Genomic DNA, 18,630 nt, shown 5'->3' with positions numbered 1-18,630 from the left:
GCTTTATTAATGGCAGATTGTTCTGCAATGTCAGTAGTGATGGGTTTCATAATGTATCCTTAATGATTATTTTTTCGTGATTATGCGATCATTATAGCCATTGTGTGTGCAAGTGGTGTCAAAATCATAAAAGCCTTGATTTTTCATCCTTGATGCAATGTTTGCATCCACCAAAAAAGTTATATTCGCAATAATGCAAAATATCAGTTGACGATCACAACTTAAAAGTCTACTATTCACCCATCGAACAAAAATGTTCTACTGAGAATATAGCAAAATAATGAAAAAGACACTGAAAGAAATCGCCAATCTAAGCCTCGGCTATCCTTTTCGCGGAAAGGTCGAAGAGGTGAATCCCGACTCTGACAATGCCATCCCTGTTATTCAATTGCGAAACTGCTCAATCGAGCACGGCATTGAATACACGCAATGTACGTTTGTTAACGTGCCAAGCAAAATGAGCCATCATCTACAAGATCAAGACATTCTTTTTGCCGCGCGCAGCAGCCAAAATTATGCCGTGTTATTTGAAAAAGATCAGGCGCAAAAGCACGATTATATCGCATCACTCAATTTTTTCATCATTCGCATCACCGATGAAAGCATTCTACCTGATTTTCTTGTTTGGCAGTTAAACCAAGTCATTTGCCAACAATATTTTGAGAAAAACAGCGAGGGCACTGCTGCAAAAAACATTCGCCGCCCCATCATAGAGGCGCTCCCCATCGCCATTCCGGACATTACAACACAACAAACCATCGTTGAGTTAGCCCGCGCACAATCCAAACAACATTTACTGTTTTCTAAACTCATGCATAACAATGAACGCATGATGACCGCTATTGCACAAAAAATTAATCATTAAGGATACATTATGAAACCCATCACTACTGACATTGCAGAACAATCTGCCATTAATAAAGCTTTATTCTCAGCATGTGACACATTCCGTGGCACCGTAAGTGCAGACACCTATAAAGATTATGTGTTAACCATGCTCTTTTTAAAATACGTTTCCGATGTATGGCAGGATCACTATGAAAAATATCAACAAGCCTATGGCGATGAACCAGAACTCATCGCTGAGATGATGAAAACAGAGCGTTTTGTGCTCCCTAGCGGCGCCAGTTTTTATGACATTTATGCGCGTCGCAATGAGCCCGGTAATGGTGAACGCATTGACCAAGCACTGCATGCCATCGAAGAAGCCAACGGCACCAAGCTGCGTGATGCAGGTAAAAGCGTCTTCCAAGACATCTCATTTAACAGCGATAAACTGGGCGAAGAGAAACAAAAAAACAGCATCTTGCGCCTTTTATTAGAAGATTTTGCAAAGCCCGTGCTGAATCTTAAACCCAGCCGCATTGGTAATTTAGATGTCATTGGCAACTCATTTGAGTTCCTCATTAAACATTTTGCAGCCAGCGGCGGACAAAAAGCAGGCGAGTTCTATACACCACCTGAAGTGTCCGACTTAATTGCCCGTTTATTAAATCCGCAAGTGGGTGATTTAATTTGTGATCCTACATGTGGTTCAGGCTCTTTATTAATGAAATGCGGACGCCGTATTTTCGAGAAATTTAATAGCAAAAACTACGCGCTCTACGGCCAAGAAGCCATTGGTTCCACTTGGTCATTGGCAAAGATGAACATGTTTTTACATGGCGAAGATAACCATAAAATCGAATGGGGCGATACAATCCGCAACCCTAAATTATTGGATCAAAATGCCAACTTAATCTTGTTTAATGTCATTGCTGCCAATCCGCCATTTTCATTAGACAAATGGGGCGAGGAAGAGGCTAAGAAAGATGTGCATAAACGTTTTCATCGTGGTTTGCCACCAAAATCTAAAGGTGATTATGCATTCATCACACACATCATTGAAACTTTGAACCCGAAAGATGGTCGTGCGGGCGTTGTTGTGCCACATGGCGTGCTGTTCCGCGCTTCTTCTGAAGGGAAAATCCGTGAACAATTGATCAATGAAAACTTGTTAGATGCGGTGATTGGCCTGCCTGAAAAGCTCTTTTATGGCACGGGCATTCCCGCTGCACTATTGATCTTTAAAAAGAATAAAACCTCAAAGGATGTCTTATTCATTGATGCGAGCCGTGAATTTGACGCAGGTAAAAACCAAAATGCATTGAGTGATGAAAATATCGAGAAAATCGTGGCAACGTATGAAGCTCGTCAAAATGTTGATAAATATGCTTACGTAGCATCATTCGATGAGATCAAAGAGAACGATTACAACCTTAACATTCCCCGCTATGTGGACACATTCGAAGAAGAGGAAGAAATCGATTTAGAAGCCGTGCGCAAAGAACGCATTGCCCTAAAAGCTGAATTAGAAGCCCTAGAAACAGAAATGGCTAAATACTTAAAGGAGTTGGGTTATGGTGCCTAATGATTGGGAAATTAAAAGGCTAGATGAAATTGCCCGTGTTACATCAGGTGGAACACCTAGTCGTTCTAAAGTTGAATATTGGCAAAATGGAACAATTCCTTGGGTTACAACTTCTGAAGTACAATTCAACACTATCACCAAATCAGCAGAATTCATTACTTTAGAAGGATTAAATAATTCATCAGCTAAATTATTTGAGCCAAATACGCTTTTAATTGCAATGTATGGTCAAGGAAAAACACGAGGTCAAGTAGCAAAGCTTGGAATACAAGCATGCACTAACCAAGCTTGTGCTGCAATAATATTGAATGATAATAACAATTCAGACTATTTTTTTTATTATCTATCTAATTTATATGAAGCTCTCAGAGATTTATCTAACGATGGAAGCCAAAAAAATCTAAGCTCTGGAATTATTAAATCATTGTTTGTGCATATTCCCCCTATCAAAGAACAACAAAAAATTGCCGAAATTCTTTCTACATGGGACAAGGCAATTACAAGCACAGAAAAGTTGATTGTGAATAGCGAACAGCAGAAGAAGGCTTTGATGCAACAGCTTTTAACAGGAAAAAAACGTTTGCTGGATGAGAATGGTGTTAGGTTTAGTGGGGAGTGGAAACGAACGCAACTAAAAACATTTTTAACAGAATCTACATTGAGAAATAAAAACTCAAATATTAAACGAGTATTGAGTATTACTAATCATAGTGGATTTATATTACCTGAAGAACAATTTTCAAAACGTGTCGCTAGTAATAATGTAGAAAATTATAAAGTTGTGAAAAATGGTCAGTTTGGATATAACCCATCACGACTAAATGTAGGCTCATTTGGTCGCCTAGACCAATATAAAGACGGTATTCTAAGCCCGATGTATGTGATTTTTAATGTTGATGCATCAAAAGTACATAGTGATTATTTTTTATTCTGGATGGGATCAGGAGAAGCTAATCAGCGCATTAAAAATAGTACACAAGGTTCTGTTCGAGAGTCGGTTGGATTCGATGCATTATGTGCTATTCCATTTAACCTACCAAGCACCTTTGAACAAGAAAAAATAGCTGAAGTTCTGTCAAATGCTGATCGTGAGATTGAGCTATTGAAGGCAAAACTTGAGCATTTAAAACAAGAGAAAAAAGCACTGATGCAACAGTTATTGACTGGAAAGCGTCGAGTTGTGATTAATTAAAATAATGATCCAAGGGAGGTTATACAATGAAAATAGGTTTCTTTTTTGGTGCAGGTGCAGAAGTTGGGTATGGTTTACCTAGCGGTGGAAAATTTGCTATAGATCTATTTAGGCAAGATCCTACTTCTCATAAAACTCAATTACGAAAACTTTTAACAGATCATATTGATCCAATGACTCCATATGCAACTAATTGGTTACCTGATAATTATAAAACACGTAGTATTTATGCATTTGGAAAAAATGAATTTACTTCTATTATTGAATCTTCGATTGAATACAAAAGAAGTGAAATTATTAAAAGACTAAATAAGTTTGATGAAGAATTTGATTATGCTTTAAAGCAACTATCAATCGATAGACAACATCTAGAGGACAAATTTCTAGAAATTACCAATACTTCTATTGGTGATCGAGTATATACCCATACGATCAAACTCAATGAGCTTTTAGCAAAAGATGTAGCATTATTCAGCTCTGAGTATTATTCAGCTCTATTGGATATAGTTAAGTTAAATAATAATTGCGATGATCTCAAACGCTATGTTACAGCTTTTCTACAATTATTAATTGGTGCTCACGGGCAAGAATTGGTACAAAAACTCAATCAAGAATTATTTGAATCTGCCCCAGATGATTTACCAATTTTTGATGATATTGTTGGAATGTTTAGATTAGAGTTTAATCGCGTAGGAGCAATGGCATTAGAATTGCTATTAGATGAAAAAAGAGAGTTTAATACAGACCCAAAAACAGCAACATTAGAAGAACTAATGTCTGCTATTGCGCAACAAATTATGGAAAATCTATTCACAACTGTTTTAGATTATCAGAAGCTAATAGATGATCATTTTCGATATTTATTTAACCCATCCACTGAGTGGGCAAAATTTACAAAAATGGTAATATTTCTGAATATTGCAAGAGAATATATCCATCAACAAGCACCAAAAGAAGAGGATTTACCCTCAACAGGATATTACCATGATCTAAATACTTTATTTTCAGAGAAAAAAGCGAGTGTGATAGGAACATCGAATTATAACAATCTTATCAGTGGAATTTTTAAAGATACAGAAATAACACTACCAAAAGTTATACATTTAAATGGATCTATACATGATTATTATAATCCATATAAAAATTCTGTTATTACAACCGAGGATAGTAGTAAACTTGATCAATCACAAATTCACGTACCTTTCATTCTTACACAAAGCGGCTTGAAACCTCTTACTTCTGTAGAAATGTCTCGTCGATATGTAGAATTATTTGATTTATACAAAGATTCAGATGCTATTGTAATCGTAGGTTTTGGATTCCAAAAGGATGATAGTCATATAAATGGCTTATTTAGAGAATTACTAGAAACACATAGCAAAAAACTGTTCTTAGTAACCTTAGATAATGGTCAATCTCCTGATTCAGAAGTTAGATCATTGACGACAAAATTGCGAATATCTAAAAGTGCCTCTAAAAATATATCGGTAGTTTTGGTAGATAAAGATAGTAGAAATACAAGCGAAGGAGTTTCATGGGTTCAACATATTCAAGATCAGCTCTCAGTATCTATAACAGGTGATAACAATGAGCAATAACGAACTCATAATATTTTCATCTGAATCAGGTGATACGCGTGTTGAATGTCGATTTGAGGGAGCCACTTTATGGCTTTCTCAAGCACAAATTGCTGAGCTATATGGCAAAGATGTTCGTACCATTAACGAGCATCTTTCTAATATTTATGATGAAGCTGAATTGCATAAAGATTCAACTATCCGGAAATTCCGGATAGTTCGAATGGAAGGTAATCGCGAGGTTTCAAGAGAAATTGATCATTATAATTTAGAAGCAATTATTGCGGTTGGTTACCGCGTGCGTTCAACGCGTGGTACGCAGTTCCGTAAATGGGCAACGAGCACATTGCAAGAATACCTTATAAAAGGCTTTGTGATGGATGACGAACGCCTGAAGAATCCAGTTGTGGCACATTCTGTACCTTCTGATCATTTTGATGAATTACTCGAGCGCATTCGTGATATTCGTGCGAGTGAGCGTCGAGTTTATTTACGTGTGCGTGAAATATTCGCAATGGCAGCAGATTATGAGCCAAGCTTACCTGAAACTACGAGATTCTTTCAGTTCATCCAAAATAAATTGCATTATGCTGCCACAGGCATGACAGCGGCTGAGATCATTGCTGCGCGTGCAAATGCTGAAGCACCTAATATGGGGCTAACAAGCTTCAAAGGCGAAGAAGTTTTAAAAGGTGATGTAACTGTTGCGAAAAATTACTTAACAGAAGAAGAAATTCATTCCTTGAATCGTATTGTGAATATGTGGTTGGATTTTGCAGAAGATCAGGCTAAAAGAAGAAAACAAGTCTTTCTGAAAGATTGGACGGATAAATTAGATCAGTTTTTAGAATTTAATGATCGCGCAGTGTTGAACGGTGCAGGCTCTATAACAAAGAAACAAGCAGATGAAAAAGCTAAACTAGAATATGATGCCTTTGCAGAAGGGCGCAGAAAGCTCAAAGAATTAAAAGGGGAAAATAGTGACTTTTATACCCTTGAGAATATATTAAAGGATACAAAACGTGAAAAATAATGCACCTAAATTCCAAGAAGAATACAGCGCCAAGATCCCTGCCCTAACCCTCTTAGCCAATCTAGGTTGGACTTTTATTTCCTCTAAAGCGTCCTTAGAATTGCGTGAACAAAAAACAGATCAGGTGATTTTAAAATCTATTTTAAAAACGGAATTAAAAAAACGAACCTTTACATATGGCGCCAAACAATATCCTTTATCGGATCAATCCATTGATTTTTTATTAAATCAAATTTGCCAGCCGGGCTTAAATGAAGGATTAATGAAGGCCAATGAGCGCATTTATAATCATTTGCTCTATGGGATCGCTGTGACTGAGTTCATTGATGGCAAAAAAATCTCCCCAACCATTGCGATCATTGATTGGCAGAACATCTCTAACAATAGTTTTCTTTATACAGAAGAGTTTACGGTCTCTAGAATGGGGGCAGAGTCGCGCCGGCCTGACATTGTGTGTTTTGTCAACGGCATTCCATTGGTGATCATTGAGGCAAAACGCCCCGACAATCAAGGGAAAAAATCCCCAACCATTGATGAAGGCATTTCCCAGAGCTTACGCAACCAACGACACAATGAAATTCCCCTGCTGTTCACTTATAGCCAGCTGTTACTCTCGATTAATGGCTCTGATGGCCGTTATGGGACTTGTGGCACGCCTAAAAAGTTTTGGGCCAGTTGGGATGAAGAGGATATTTCTGAGATTGAAATGTCGCGCATTAAAAATTCACCTGTCGATCCCCAAACCCTCGATGCAATTTTTCAAGATCGCCGTGCCATTGACCGCCAATGGTTTAATGGCTGGTCCTCTGGCACATTACAGATCACTTCACAAGATAAACTCATCATCAGCTTATTATCCCCGAACCGTTTGTTAGAATTTATACGGTTTTTTATCATCTTTGACCAACGCCATGGGAAAATCGCCGCACGTTATCAACAATTTTTTGGCATTAAACGATTGTTAGAACGCATTGAAAAAAAACGCCCCGATGGCGGGCGTGAAGGTGGCGTGATTTGGCATACAACAGGATCGGGCAAATCACTGACCATGGTATTTTTGAGCAAGGCGCTGATTTTATATGATGGTTTAAAGCAATGCCGAATCATCGTGGTGACGGATCGCACAGATTTAGAAAGACAACTGAGCCTCACCTTTGCACAAAGTGGCGCTTTAGAGAACAAACAAGACCAAATGAATGCCATGGCCACATCCGGCAAGCGCTTAGCTGAACAAATTGGCCATGGCAATGAACGGATTATTTTTTCTTTAATCCAAAAATTTAATAGCGCCACGAAACAAGCTGAATGCCATAATGACAGCGCCGACATCATTGTCTTAATTGATGAAGGCCACCGCAGTCAAGGTGGTGAAAATCATATCCGAATGAAACAAGCATTACCGAATGCATCGTTCATTGCATTTACTGGCACGCCACTATTAAAAGATGATAAAACCACCAATAAATTTGGCCCCATTTTGCATGCTTATACCATGCAGCGAGCCACGGATGATAAAACAGTCACGCCACTTTTATATGAAGAACGCGTGCCTGATTTGGATGTGAATGAACGTGCCATTGATACATGGTTTGATCGAATCACCGCAAATTTAACGGAAGCTCAAAAACAAGACTTAAAGAAAAAGTACTCTCGAAAAGGGGCTTTATATGCCACAGAAAATCGCATTGAACTAATTGCACTCGACATTGCAAGCCACTTTGATGACAATATTGCTGATGGATTAAAAGGACAACTGGCCTGTGATAGCAAGCTTTCCGCCATTCTTTATAAAAAATATTTAGATGAAGTGGGACTGTTTGAATCGGCAGTGATCATGAGCCCGCCCGATACTCGTGAAGGCAATATTGGCATTGATGATCATGAAATGCCCATTGTCGCGAAATGGTGGCTAGATCATGTTGGCAATATGGATGAAATCCAATATACCGATATGATGGTCAAGCGCTTTGCCGATGCGAATGATCCTTTGAAGATGCTGATTGTGGTGGATAAATTATTAACAGGGTTTGATGAACCTAAAAATGCCGTCTTGTACATTGATAAGCCACTGAAAGAACATAATTTAATTCAGGCCATTGCCCGCGTCAATCGCTTGCATGATCAAAAAGAGTTTGGATTACTCATTGATTATCGAGGTATTTTGGCTGAATTAGATACCACCATTGCTAAATATCAAGATTTAGCATCACGTACGCAAGGTGGATACGACATTGATGACCTAGATGGTTTATATCGCCAAATGAGTTCTGAATACAAACGATTGCCGATGTTGTATCAAGAATTATGGGCCATTTTCAAAGATGTGGAGAACCCTCAAGACATTGAACAATTGCGCCAAGTATTGGTGCCAAAAATGATGCTGCATCATGGTGAATATATTGATATCCATCAGCAAGTGCGCGATGATTTTTATGATGCGCTCTCTGAGTTTGCCAGTTGCTTAAAAGTGGCGTTACAATCTGCCACATTTTTTGAAGATCACAGTTTTTCTGATGAAGATCGTCGACACTACAAAGAGACCGTCAAACAATTTACAAGCCTAAGACAATTGGCACAACAAGATGCAGGCGAACGCATAGATTATGATGAATATGCCGAACAGGTTAAAAAACTGCTCAATAAACATGTAGTGGGCGTAGAGATTCAAAATGCATCCGGCACGTATGAAGTCAATAAAATGGGACAACCCACATCGAGCAATCCTGACGATTGGAGCGATGACAAAACACGCAATGAAACGGACATTATTAAAACCCGAATCACCCGCATGATTGAACAAGAGCTTGTCGATGATCCTTATGCACAAGAGACTTTTTCTCAATTGTTGCGCCATGCGATTGAAGAGGCGAAAAATTTATTTGACCATCCTCTCAAACAATATATGCTCTTTCATGAATTTGAACAAAAAGTTGCAAAACGTCAACTCAATGAAGTTCCCAATGTATTTAATGGCAATCAACATGCGCAAGCTTATTATGGACTGTTTAGAAAAACCTTCCCTGCTCTCTTTAATCATCAAAATCACAATGATCAAAAATGGATTGATCTCTCTTTGTGGATGGATCAAGAAGTGGACTCGTCGGTCGCAGAAAACTCCATTAATCCACCAGAGATTGAATCATCCATTAGAAAACGACTGTTGCCTAAGTTGTTTACAGAGTGTAAAAGTCACGGCTATGGCATGGATCAAGCTCGAAACATCATCGAGCAAGTTGTACAAATTGTGCGTGTAGGATTAGCGAGGTAACCATGCAACAAGACGCTGTACGCCCATTATCGATACAGTATAGCCATCACCTCATAACATTTAAGCGCGTGGCCAAACAATCACCTTCTCGAACAATCATCATTAAAGTGACACCGAATCAAGAGGTGATTGTTTGTGCGCCAAGCGATGCCAGTGATCAATCTGTATGTGCATCTGTTCAGCAGCGCGCCAGATGGATTTTTAAACAACTCAGATCTTTTCAGGCTCAGCAAGAGTTTGTCACACCTCGTCAATACATCAGTGGTGAAAGCCATTATTACCTTGGCCGGCAATATATGCTCAAAATCATTGAAGATCCCATACAACGATCATCTGTTAAGTTATTGCGTGGTCAATTGATGATCACTGTGCGACAAAAAAACCCAGAAATCATACAAAAGCTTCTGAATGAATGGTATCGAGCACGAGCGCACCTTATTTTTCATGAGCGACTCAATGCAATGTTGGCAAAAACATTATGGGTCGATGCCTTACCTCATCTTAAATTATTGGCCATGCAAACCCAGTGGGGAAACTGCTCCATCAAAGGTCATTTAACTTTGAATCCCAATCTGATCAAAGCCCCGAAAGAGTGCATTGATTATGTAATATTGCATGAACTGTGTCACATTGCTGAGCATAACCACAGTGAGCAGTTTTATCGTCTGATGCATCAAGTGATGCCACAATGGGAAGCTGTGAAAACAAGATTGGATAAAATGGCTGATTATATTTTGTAAGGGCTCTATATCCTCTCCTGTCAGCTAGAATCCTCACAAAATTCAATTCTTCATTAAAAAACACCCCAAAGTTGATGAACTTTGGGGTGTTTTGCTCTCAATCATCTTAGAATTGGTATTTAAAACCAACGTTAAAGTTATAGTTTTTATGCTTGTGCTTGCCTTGACGATAGTTTGCTTCAGCGTTGATCGTAAAGTGATCACTCATCTTCGCCTGTACGCCGAGTTTTGCTTCATAGAACAAACCAGGTTTGCCGGAGGATAAGCTTCTGTCATCGTAGCTCACTTTAGAGGAGACATCGTCATACCACAAATTCATGGCAGCATAAGGTTTCACATCGCCTGTTTTTGGGTAAATGTACGCCCCAACCCTTGAAATGACATGGCCATTTTGCTTTTCAGTAATTTGCGTGCCATTAAAATCACGATAACTGTCCACTTTATAATCGATATAGCTGATTTGTGCTTGTGGCTCGATCACTAAGTTTTCACCAACTGCCATCGGATAACCGCCCTGCACGCTCACTGTCCATAATCTTGAATCATACGCACTTGAAGCATTGTTGAGGGTTTTCACCGTATTGTCATATCGACCATAGGAAATCGTGTAATCAATGAATGGGCTTAAAGCATCATCTGCATTCTTAAACCAGCTGCCATACACGCCAAATGCATGTCCCTTAATGGAACCTGTGCTGCGAGATTCGTTGATGCGATTCCAACCTTTAGAGTCCATCGAGCTTGTTGAGATCATGCCACCTATGATCACCAAGCCATTACCGGTTCTAAAGCCAGTATCTGCACCTAATACAGAGGCAAACCCTTTATAACTGTAATGGATCTGATTGCCGGCGATATCGCCTTCATCATGAGTGCCAGTTTCATTGAACCAAACAGAGCCGAGATATTGTCCATCTGCCGTCATGTTGCGATTTAAAGCGCGCAAACCGCCTGAGCCTGCAGCCAACGCACCTGAAGTGTGTGCACCATAACCGGGCAATTGCGCACGCATTGTGCCCATGCTATTGGCCATTGCACTGCCCACATCAGGACGATACAACTCTCGATAAGATGTTAAATACCAATCTTGATCATTCTCATTTTGTTTCAATTCATACTCATAAATGCCTTTGATGACAGCATTTTGCAGTGCAAAGGCCTGTGCATCTGAGGTGCCCGTTTCGATAATTTTGACCCCTAAAGGCGATGTCATGCCGCCGGCAACATTGCCAAGATCCGTGATGTGTAATTGAGTTTTACCCGAGGCATCACCCGAGACAATCAATTGATCCACCACGCTTGTTGAGCTGTTGCCAAGGTCTGTATTCATATACAACACCGCATTTTCACCGGCTATATAGTTGCCATTAATGATCAACTGATTGCCAGCTGCTGTGTGATGACTGCCGATATAAATTTTGTTGTTGTTATAAACATCCTGATTAATGGTGAGTTTGGCATTGCCACCTGCACTCGCTCTCCCTTGTCTCACACCATTTAAATTGACATCAATGGTGCCATCGTTATACACGCGTTGATTGATGGTGCCGCTGCCGGCCAATGTCGCATCTTTTGCAATGTGAACACTGCCCACACTTTGGGCACCGCCCAAAACGGCACCTTTTTCTAAGAATAATGTGCCTTCATGAATCTGCGTTTGCCCCGTGTGCAGCAATTCATTTGTCACACTTAAGGTACCATGGCCAGATTTAATGAAATCACCTGTGCCCGTCATGGTATTCACCAATTGGCCATCCACCAACAAGCGAATGTCCAAAGCGCCATGATTCACAATTGAGGCCGTGCCAAGCTGTTTCTCGGAAGTGACGGATAAAGTTTTATCATTAATGTTAAATACACCTGCAAAACTTGAATTATCACCTGTCAATGTGACATCTGCTTTTGTATTAACAGTGCCCTTGCCAGCTAATTGATTACTAAATGTGGTGCTCGAATTTAAATTTAAATCACCTTCAAGCGCTATTTGGCTTGTGCCTAATGTGCCCGCGCCTGACAAGGAAATTGCAGCGCCAGAATTGATTGCCACATCTGCAGTTAAGGCATCATTTTTGCCCTCAATTGATAAATTCCCGGCTGTCACCGTCACTTTACCTGCGCCTAACAAACCATTATCAGAAGTAGATTGGCCGCCATTCATTAAAGTAAGAGATCCACCCGCGAGATCCACAGAGCCAGCATTCGTTAAACTACCAACGGTTTGTGTTTTACCGTTTAAATCAACCGTTGTTGTGGTGGATAGATTTAAGCTGGATGTGTGACCGAATGCATTGTCGCTGCCAGCGGTTACCAAACCTGCGGTCACATTTGTTGCACCTGTATACGCATTTTTCTCATTGGTTAGAGTTAAACCTTTATCATTACTGGTTAACGTTAAATCACCGCTGCCCGTGATGGCTGCCGTCATATTTTTATTGGTTGCATTCGTTGCATCTAAAGCGAGCGTTTGGCCATCTGCAATCTCCAAGGCGCTGAGGCCATAATTCACACCTAAACCGCCGGTTTTATTGAGCGCATAATTGTAAGTACCTTTCGCAACGGTTTGGCCATTTTGGTCAATGCTTCTAATCGTACCTGCACCAATATCACTGCCATCTAATTTCTGTAACGTCAGATCAGAGATCTTGAGGCCGCTATTATCTTTAGCTGTAATGAGTTGAGTATGCTGGCCTTTGTTTTGATCCAATAGATTTGCGGCTGAGCCATCTGTTGGCGCAATGGCATTTAGATCAACTTTAATGATGCTTGCGCCATTGTTTGCCAAGGTATCTGTGCTAATCGAGCCTTTACCATTAAAGACCGTTTGCCCACCTTGTAAGGTCAAATTGCCGATTGTTTGATCCGCAGTATCAACGGTTGTGATATTGCCATTGCCAACCACCAATGTTGCGTTGGTTAATGCGCTTGTATTATTACCCTTTAAATCAAAGATGCTGTTTTCTAGGTTCACCGTGCCGGCAAATTCTTTGCCAACAGCGTTGCCAAAGTTAAAGCTGTTACCATCTGCCTTAACATCCAATAATCCTGTGCCTGTGAGATGATTATTCAAGCTAAAATCATCTTTTGAATTCACGGTAATTCTGTCGCCTTTAGCGGCAATATTCACTTTTGCAGCATCATTCAACTGACCTGTTTCAACCAATGTTAAGCTCGAAGCATTCGTGAGATTAATTGAACCTCTCAAATCCTTCAGTTTCACATTACCGGTATTTAAGGATAAATCTGTGCCCGCTAAATTTAAGTTACCGGCGCCACTGATGGCGTTGGTTAATTCACTTGTAATATTGTTTAAGTGCACTACGCCATCTTGTGCCACTTGAACAGAACCTTTGCCAAGTTGATTAAAGTTAGTCGCTGTTAATTGGCTTGTGCCATCGATTGCAAATGTGCCGGTAAAACCTTGATTATCAGCACTAAAATCAATGGCAGATTTTTCAGAAATATTAATAATACCCGCGCCTCTTAACACATTTTGAACGGCTGAAGTAATGCCATTTAAGTTCAATTGTGATGACTTGGCTGCAAAACTCACTTGCCCAGAACCCAATGCCGCTTGGTTGGCAACGGTGACAGATGCGTTATTACCAATGTTTTGTGTACCGGTAAAACCTGAATTATCACCTGTTAATGTGACATCTGCTTTGGTATTCACTGAGCCATTACCAGCTAGATTGTTACCCAAAGAAGTATCCGCATTTAAATTTAAGTCACCTTCAAGGGCAATTTTGCTTGAGCCTAATGTGCCCGCGCCTGACAAGGAAATTGCAGCGCCAGAATTGACTGCCACATCTGCGGTTAAGGCATCATTTTTGCCCTCAATTGATAAATTTCCGGCCGTTACCGTTACTTTGCCTGCGCCTAACAAACCATTATCAGAAGTAGATTGGCCGCCATTCATTAAAGTGAGCGATCCACCCGCGAGATCCATAGAGCCGGCATTCGTTAAACTACCAACGGTTTGTGCTTTACCGTTTAAATTCACGGTTGTTTTTGCTGCGAGATTTAGGCTGGATGTGTGACCGAATGCATTGTCGCTGCCCGCAGTTACCAAACCTGCTGTAATAGTCGTTGCGCCCGTGTAAGCATTTTTATCATTTGTTAGAGTTAAGCCTTTATCATCACTGGTTAAGGTCAAATCACCGCTGCCCGTGATGGCAGCCATCATCTCTTTATTAGTTGCATTGGTTACATCTAAAACAAGCGTTTGGCCATCTGCAATCTCCAAGGCGCTGAGGCCATAATTCACACCCAAACCATCTGTATTATTAAGTGCGTAATTGTAAGTGCCTTTCGCAACAGTTTGGCCATTTTGGTTAACGTCTCTGATTGTACCTATACCGATCTCACTGCCATCTAATTTCTGTAACGTCAGATCAGAGATCTTGAGGCCACCATTATCTTTAGCTGTAATGAGTTGAGTATGCTGGCCTTTGTTTTGATCCAATAAGTTAGCAGCATTATCGCTGGTTGGCGCAATGGCATTTAGATCAACTTTAATGATGCTTGCGCCATTGTTTGCCAAGATATTGGTATTGATCGAACCTTTACCATTAAAGACCGTTTGCCCACCTTGCAAGGTCAAATTACCGATTGTTTGATCCGCAGTATCAACGGTTGTGATATTGCCATTGCCAACCACCAATGTTGCGTTGGTTAATGCATCGGTGTTACTGCCGCCGAGAGTAAAGATGCTGTTTTCTAGGTTCACCGTACCGGCAAATGCATTGCCAACAGCGTTGCCAAAGTTAAAGCTGTTACCATCTGCCTTAACATCCAATAATCCTGTGCCTATGAGATGATTATTCAAGCTAAAATCATCTTTTGAATTCACGGTAATTCTGTCGCCTTTAGCGGCAATATTCACTTTTGCAGCATCATTCAACTGACCTGTTTCAACCAATGTTAAGCTCGAAGCATTCGTGAGATTAATTGAACCTGTCAAATCCTTCAGTTTTACATTACCGGTATTTAAGGATAAATCTGTGCCCGCTAAATTTAAGTTACCGGCACCGCTGATGGCATTGGTTAATTCACTTGTAATATTGTTTAAGTGCACTGCGCCATCTTGTGCCACTTGAACAGAACCTTTGCCAAGTTGATTAAAGTTAGTCGCTGTTAATTGGCTTGTGCCATCGATTGCAAATGTGCCGGTAAAGCCAGCATTATTGCCACTGAAATTAACTGCAGCATTATTGCCGATATTCACACTACCCGCACCATGCAACACATTTTTAACCGCTGAAGTGACGCCATTTAAATTTAATTTGGATGACTCGGCTACAAAATTCACTTTTCCAAGGCCCAATGCCGCTTGATTGGCAACGGTGACAGATGCGTTATTACCAATGTTTTGTGTACCGGTAAAACCTGCATTATCACCTGTTAATGTGACATCTGCTTTGGTATTCACTGAGCCATTACCAGCTAATTGATTACTAAATGTGGTGCTCGAATTTAAATTTAAATCACCTTCAAGCGCTATTTGGCTTGAGCCTAATGTGCCCGCGCCTGACAAGGAAATTGCAGCGCCAGAATTGATTGCAACTTCTGCTGCTAAATCATTATTTACAGATGTGATGCTTAAATCACCCGCAGAAATAATTAAACTACCGGTACCAAGCAACTCACCTGATGACGTTGATGCAGCACCATTGGCATTTGTAATGGTTAATGTACCACCAGCAAAATCAACTTTACCCTCATTCGTTAGAATGCCAATAATCTGAGTTTTACTGTTTAAATCAACGGTTGTACCGGCTGCTAAATTTAACTGGGAAGTTTGACCAAAAGCATTATTACTGCCTGCCGTAACTAAGCCAGCTGTTACATTTGTGGCACCTGTATAAGCATTCTTTTCATTGGTTAAAGTTAGCCCCTTATCATCACTGATTAATACCAAGTTACCTGCGCCAGTCAGGGTTGCTGTCATATTTTTATTGGCGGCACTTGTTGCATCTAGCGTCAATGTTTGACCATCCACAATATTCAAAGCACTCAAACCATAACTGATACCCAAACCATCGGTTTTATTCAGCGCATAATTGTAGGTACCTTCAGCAACTTTTTGATCATTTTGATCAATATTTCTAATGGTGCCAGTGCCCACAGTGCTACCATTGAGTTCTTGTAGCATTAAATCAGAGAGTTTCAGGCCATCATTATTTTTTGCTGTAATTAATTGTTTGCTTTGGCCACTGTTTTGATCCAATAAGTTAGCAGCATTATCGCTGGTTGGCGTAATGGCATTTAGATCAACTTTAATGATGCTTGCGCCATTGTTTGCCAAGGTATCTGTGCTAATCGAGCCTTTACCATTAAAGACCGTTTGCCCGCCCTCTAATGTCAAATTTCCAATGGCTTGATTCTCTGTATCAACTGTGGTTGTATTGCCTTGGCCAATGACTAATGTTGCATTTTTTAATGCTGTAGTATTATCGCTACTTAGGTTAAACGCGCTGTTTGATAAATTCACAGTGCCTGCGAAGTCACTGCCTACATCTTTGCCAAAGTTAAAGCTGTTGCCGGCTATTTGAACATTTAATAAGCCTGATCCCACTAAATTATTATTAAAGCTAAAATCACTGTTTGAATTCACTGTGACACTGTCACCAACCGCGGTAATGTTAACTTTAGCAGCATCATTTAACTGACCATTTTCAGCTAGTGTTAAATTCGAGTTTTTGGTGATATTAATTGCACCTGTTAAATCTTTAAGATGAATATTACCTGAATTCAATAATAAATTAGTGCCAGATAAATTTAAATTTCCATCTCCACTGATTATATTCGTGAGTTCGCCAGTAATCTTATCTAAATTAACAGCACCACCTTGCACAACGCTCACTGAACCTTTACCCAATTGGCTAAAATCTGTGGTTGTTAAGCTACTTGCGCCATCAACTACAAATGTGCCATCAAAACCTTGATTATCAGCACTAAAATCAATGGCAGATTTTTCAGAAATATTAATAATACCCGCGCCGCTCAACACATTTTGAACGGCTGAAGTAATGCCATTTAAGTTCAATTGTGATGACTTGGCTGCAAAACTCACTTGCCCAGAACCCAATGCCGCTTGGTTGGCAACGGTGACAGATGCGTTATTACCAATGTTTTGTGTACCGGTAAAACCTGCATTATTGCCTGTTAATGTGACATCTGCTTTGGTATTCACTGAGCCATTACCAGCTAGATTGTTACCCAAAGAAGTATCCGCATTTAAATTTAAGTCACCATCCAGCGTAATTTGGCTTGAGCCTAATGTGCCCGCACCCGACAATGAAATTGCAGCACCGGAATCGATTGCAATGTTTGCATTTAAATCTGTGTTCGCTTTTGTGATGCTTAAATCACCAGCAGAAATACTTAGATCACCGTTACCTTTTAAAATTCCTGTAGACGTTGAGGATGCGCCATTTGCATTGGTCACTGTTAATGATCCACCTGCCAAATCCACAGAGCCAGCATTCGTTAAACTACCAACGGTTTGTGTTTTACCGTTTAAATTAACGGTTGTTTTTGCTGCGAGATTTAGGCTGGATGTGTGACCGAATGCATTGTCGCTGCCCGCAGTTACCAAACCTGCGGTCACATTTGTTGCACCTGTATACGCATTTTTATCATTGGTTAGAATTAAGCCTGTAGCATCGCTGGTTAAGGTCAAATTACCTTTACCATTAATAATGGCTGTCATATTTTTATTGGTTGCATTCGTTGCATCTAAAGCGAGCGTTTGGCCATCTGCAATCTCCAAGGCGCTGAGGCCATAACTCACACCTAAACCACCAGTTTTATTGAGCGCGTAATTGTAAGTGCCTTTCGCAACGGTTTGGCCATTTTGGTCAATGCTTCTAATCGTACCTGCACCAATATCACTGCCATCTAATTTCTGTAACGTTAATTCATTAATTTTAAGATCGCCATTATTTTTAGCGGTGATGAGTTGAGTATGCTGGCCTTTGTTTTGATCCAATAGATTCGCAGCTGAGCCATCTGTTGGCGTAATGGCATTTAGATCAACTTTAATGATGCTTGCGCCATTGTTTGCCAAGGTATTGGTATTGATCGAACCTTTACCATTAAAGACCGTTTGCCCACCTTGCAAGGTCAAATTGCCGATTGTTTGATTCGCAGTATCAACCGTGGTGATATTGCCATTGCCAACCACCAATGTTGCATTGGTTAATGCGTTTGTATTATTACCCTTTAAATCAAAGATGCTATTTTCTAGGTTCACCGTGCCGGCAAATTCTTTGCCAACAGCGTTGCCGAAGTTAAAGCTGTTACCATCTGCCTTAACATCCAATAATCCTGTGCCTGTGAGATGATTATTCAAGCTAAAATCATCTTTTGAATTCACGGTAATTCTGTCGCCTTTAGCGGCAATATTCAC

The 18,630-nt window shown here is 40.2% G+C and carries 8 protein-coding genes; 7 read left to right on the top strand and 1 reads right to left on the bottom strand.

Annotation, left to right across the window (positions count from 1 at the left end; translation table 11 throughout):
* Window positions 1-280 precede the first annotated feature (280 nt).
* Genes B9T20_RS00040 through B9T20_RS00010 form a run of 7 tightly spaced genes read left to right on the top strand, consistent with a single transcriptional unit; the run spans window position 281 to window position 10,220 of the window.
* Complete coding sequence (locus B9T20_RS00040; protein ID WP_094489240.1) at window positions 281-865, top strand: restriction endonuclease subunit S; 585 nt, start codon at window positions 281-283, stop codon at window positions 863-865.
* Between the two features lie 9 nt (window positions 866-874).
* Entirely contained in the window at window positions 875-2,410 is a 1,536-nt protein-coding gene (locus B9T20_RS00035) for a type I restriction-modification system subunit M (RefSeq protein ID WP_094489239.1), read from the top strand.
* Complete coding sequence (locus tag B9T20_RS00030) at window positions 2,400-3,602, top strand: restriction endonuclease subunit S (RefSeq protein WP_094489238.1); 1,203 nt, start codon at window positions 2,400-2,402, stop codon at window positions 3,600-3,602. The genes B9T20_RS00035 and B9T20_RS00030 overlap by 11 nt, the downstream gene beginning before the upstream one ends.
* 26 nt (window positions 3,603-3,628) lie before the next feature.
* Entirely contained in the window at window positions 3,629-5,200 is a 1,572-nt protein-coding gene (locus B9T20_RS00025) for a hypothetical protein (protein ID WP_094489237.1), read from the top strand.
* The gene (locus tag B9T20_RS00020; RefSeq protein WP_094489236.1) at window positions 5,190-6,212 is read left to right on the top strand and encodes a virulence RhuM family protein; all 1,023 of its coding nucleotides are present in this window, start codon (window positions 5,190-5,192) and stop codon (window positions 6,210-6,212) included. The genes B9T20_RS00025 and B9T20_RS00020 overlap by 11 nt, the downstream gene beginning before the upstream one ends.
* Window positions 6,202-9,480: a type I restriction endonuclease subunit R gene (locus B9T20_RS00015; RefSeq protein ID WP_094489235.1), complete on the top strand. Its 3,279-nt coding sequence runs from the start codon at window positions 6,202-6,204 to the stop codon at window positions 9,478-9,480. The genes B9T20_RS00020 and B9T20_RS00015 overlap by 11 nt, the downstream gene beginning before the upstream one ends.
* 2 nt (window positions 9,481-9,482) lie before the next feature.
* Window positions 9,483-10,220, top strand: coding sequence for a M48 family metallopeptidase (locus tag B9T20_RS00010; protein ID WP_094489234.1), 738 nt, complete (start codon window positions 9,483-9,485; stop codon window positions 10,218-10,220).
* A 106-nt stretch (window positions 10,221-10,326) separates the two neighbouring features.
* Here the strand turns inward: B9T20_RS00010 and B9T20_RS00005 are convergent, their stop codons facing one another.
* Window positions 10,327-18,597, bottom strand: a complete 8,271-nt coding sequence (locus B9T20_RS00005) for an autotransporter outer membrane beta-barrel domain-containing protein (RefSeq protein ID WP_233491453.1) — start codon at window positions 18,595-18,597, stop codon at window positions 10,327-10,329.
* Window positions 18,598-18,630 lie beyond the last annotated feature (33 nt).

Origin of the sequence: Wohlfahrtiimonas sp. G9077, assembly GCF_002252155.1 — a bacterium.
Taxonomy (GTDB): Bacteria; Pseudomonadota; Gammaproteobacteria; order Cardiobacteriales; family Wohlfahrtiimonadaceae; genus Wohlfahrtiimonas.
The sequence above is the reverse complement of the archived record's forward strand: the minus strand, read 5'-3'. Positions and strand labels throughout refer to the sequence as shown.

Bases quoted from the DNA above. Each gene is read 5' to 3' on its own strand.
- B9T20_RS00040 (WP_094489240.1), top strand. From the start codon at position 281: ATGAAAAAGACACTGAAAGAAATCGCCAATCTAAGCCTCGGCTATCCT.
- B9T20_RS00035 (WP_094489239.1), top strand. From the start codon at position 875: ATGAAACCCATCACTACTGACATTGCAGAACAATCTGCCATTAATAAA.
- B9T20_RS00030 (WP_094489238.1), top strand. From the start codon at position 2,400: ATGGTGCCTAATGATTGGGAAATTAAAAGGCTAGATGAAATTGCCCGT.
- B9T20_RS00025 (WP_094489237.1), top strand. From the start codon at position 3,629: ATGAAAATAGGTTTCTTTTTTGGTGCAGGTGCAGAAGTTGGGTATGGT.
- B9T20_RS00020 (WP_094489236.1), top strand. From the start codon at position 5,190: ATGAGCAATAACGAACTCATAATATTTTCATCTGAATCAGGTGATACG.
- B9T20_RS00010 (WP_094489234.1), top strand. From the start codon at position 9,483: ATGCAACAAGACGCTGTACGCCCATTATCGATACAGTATAGCCATCAC.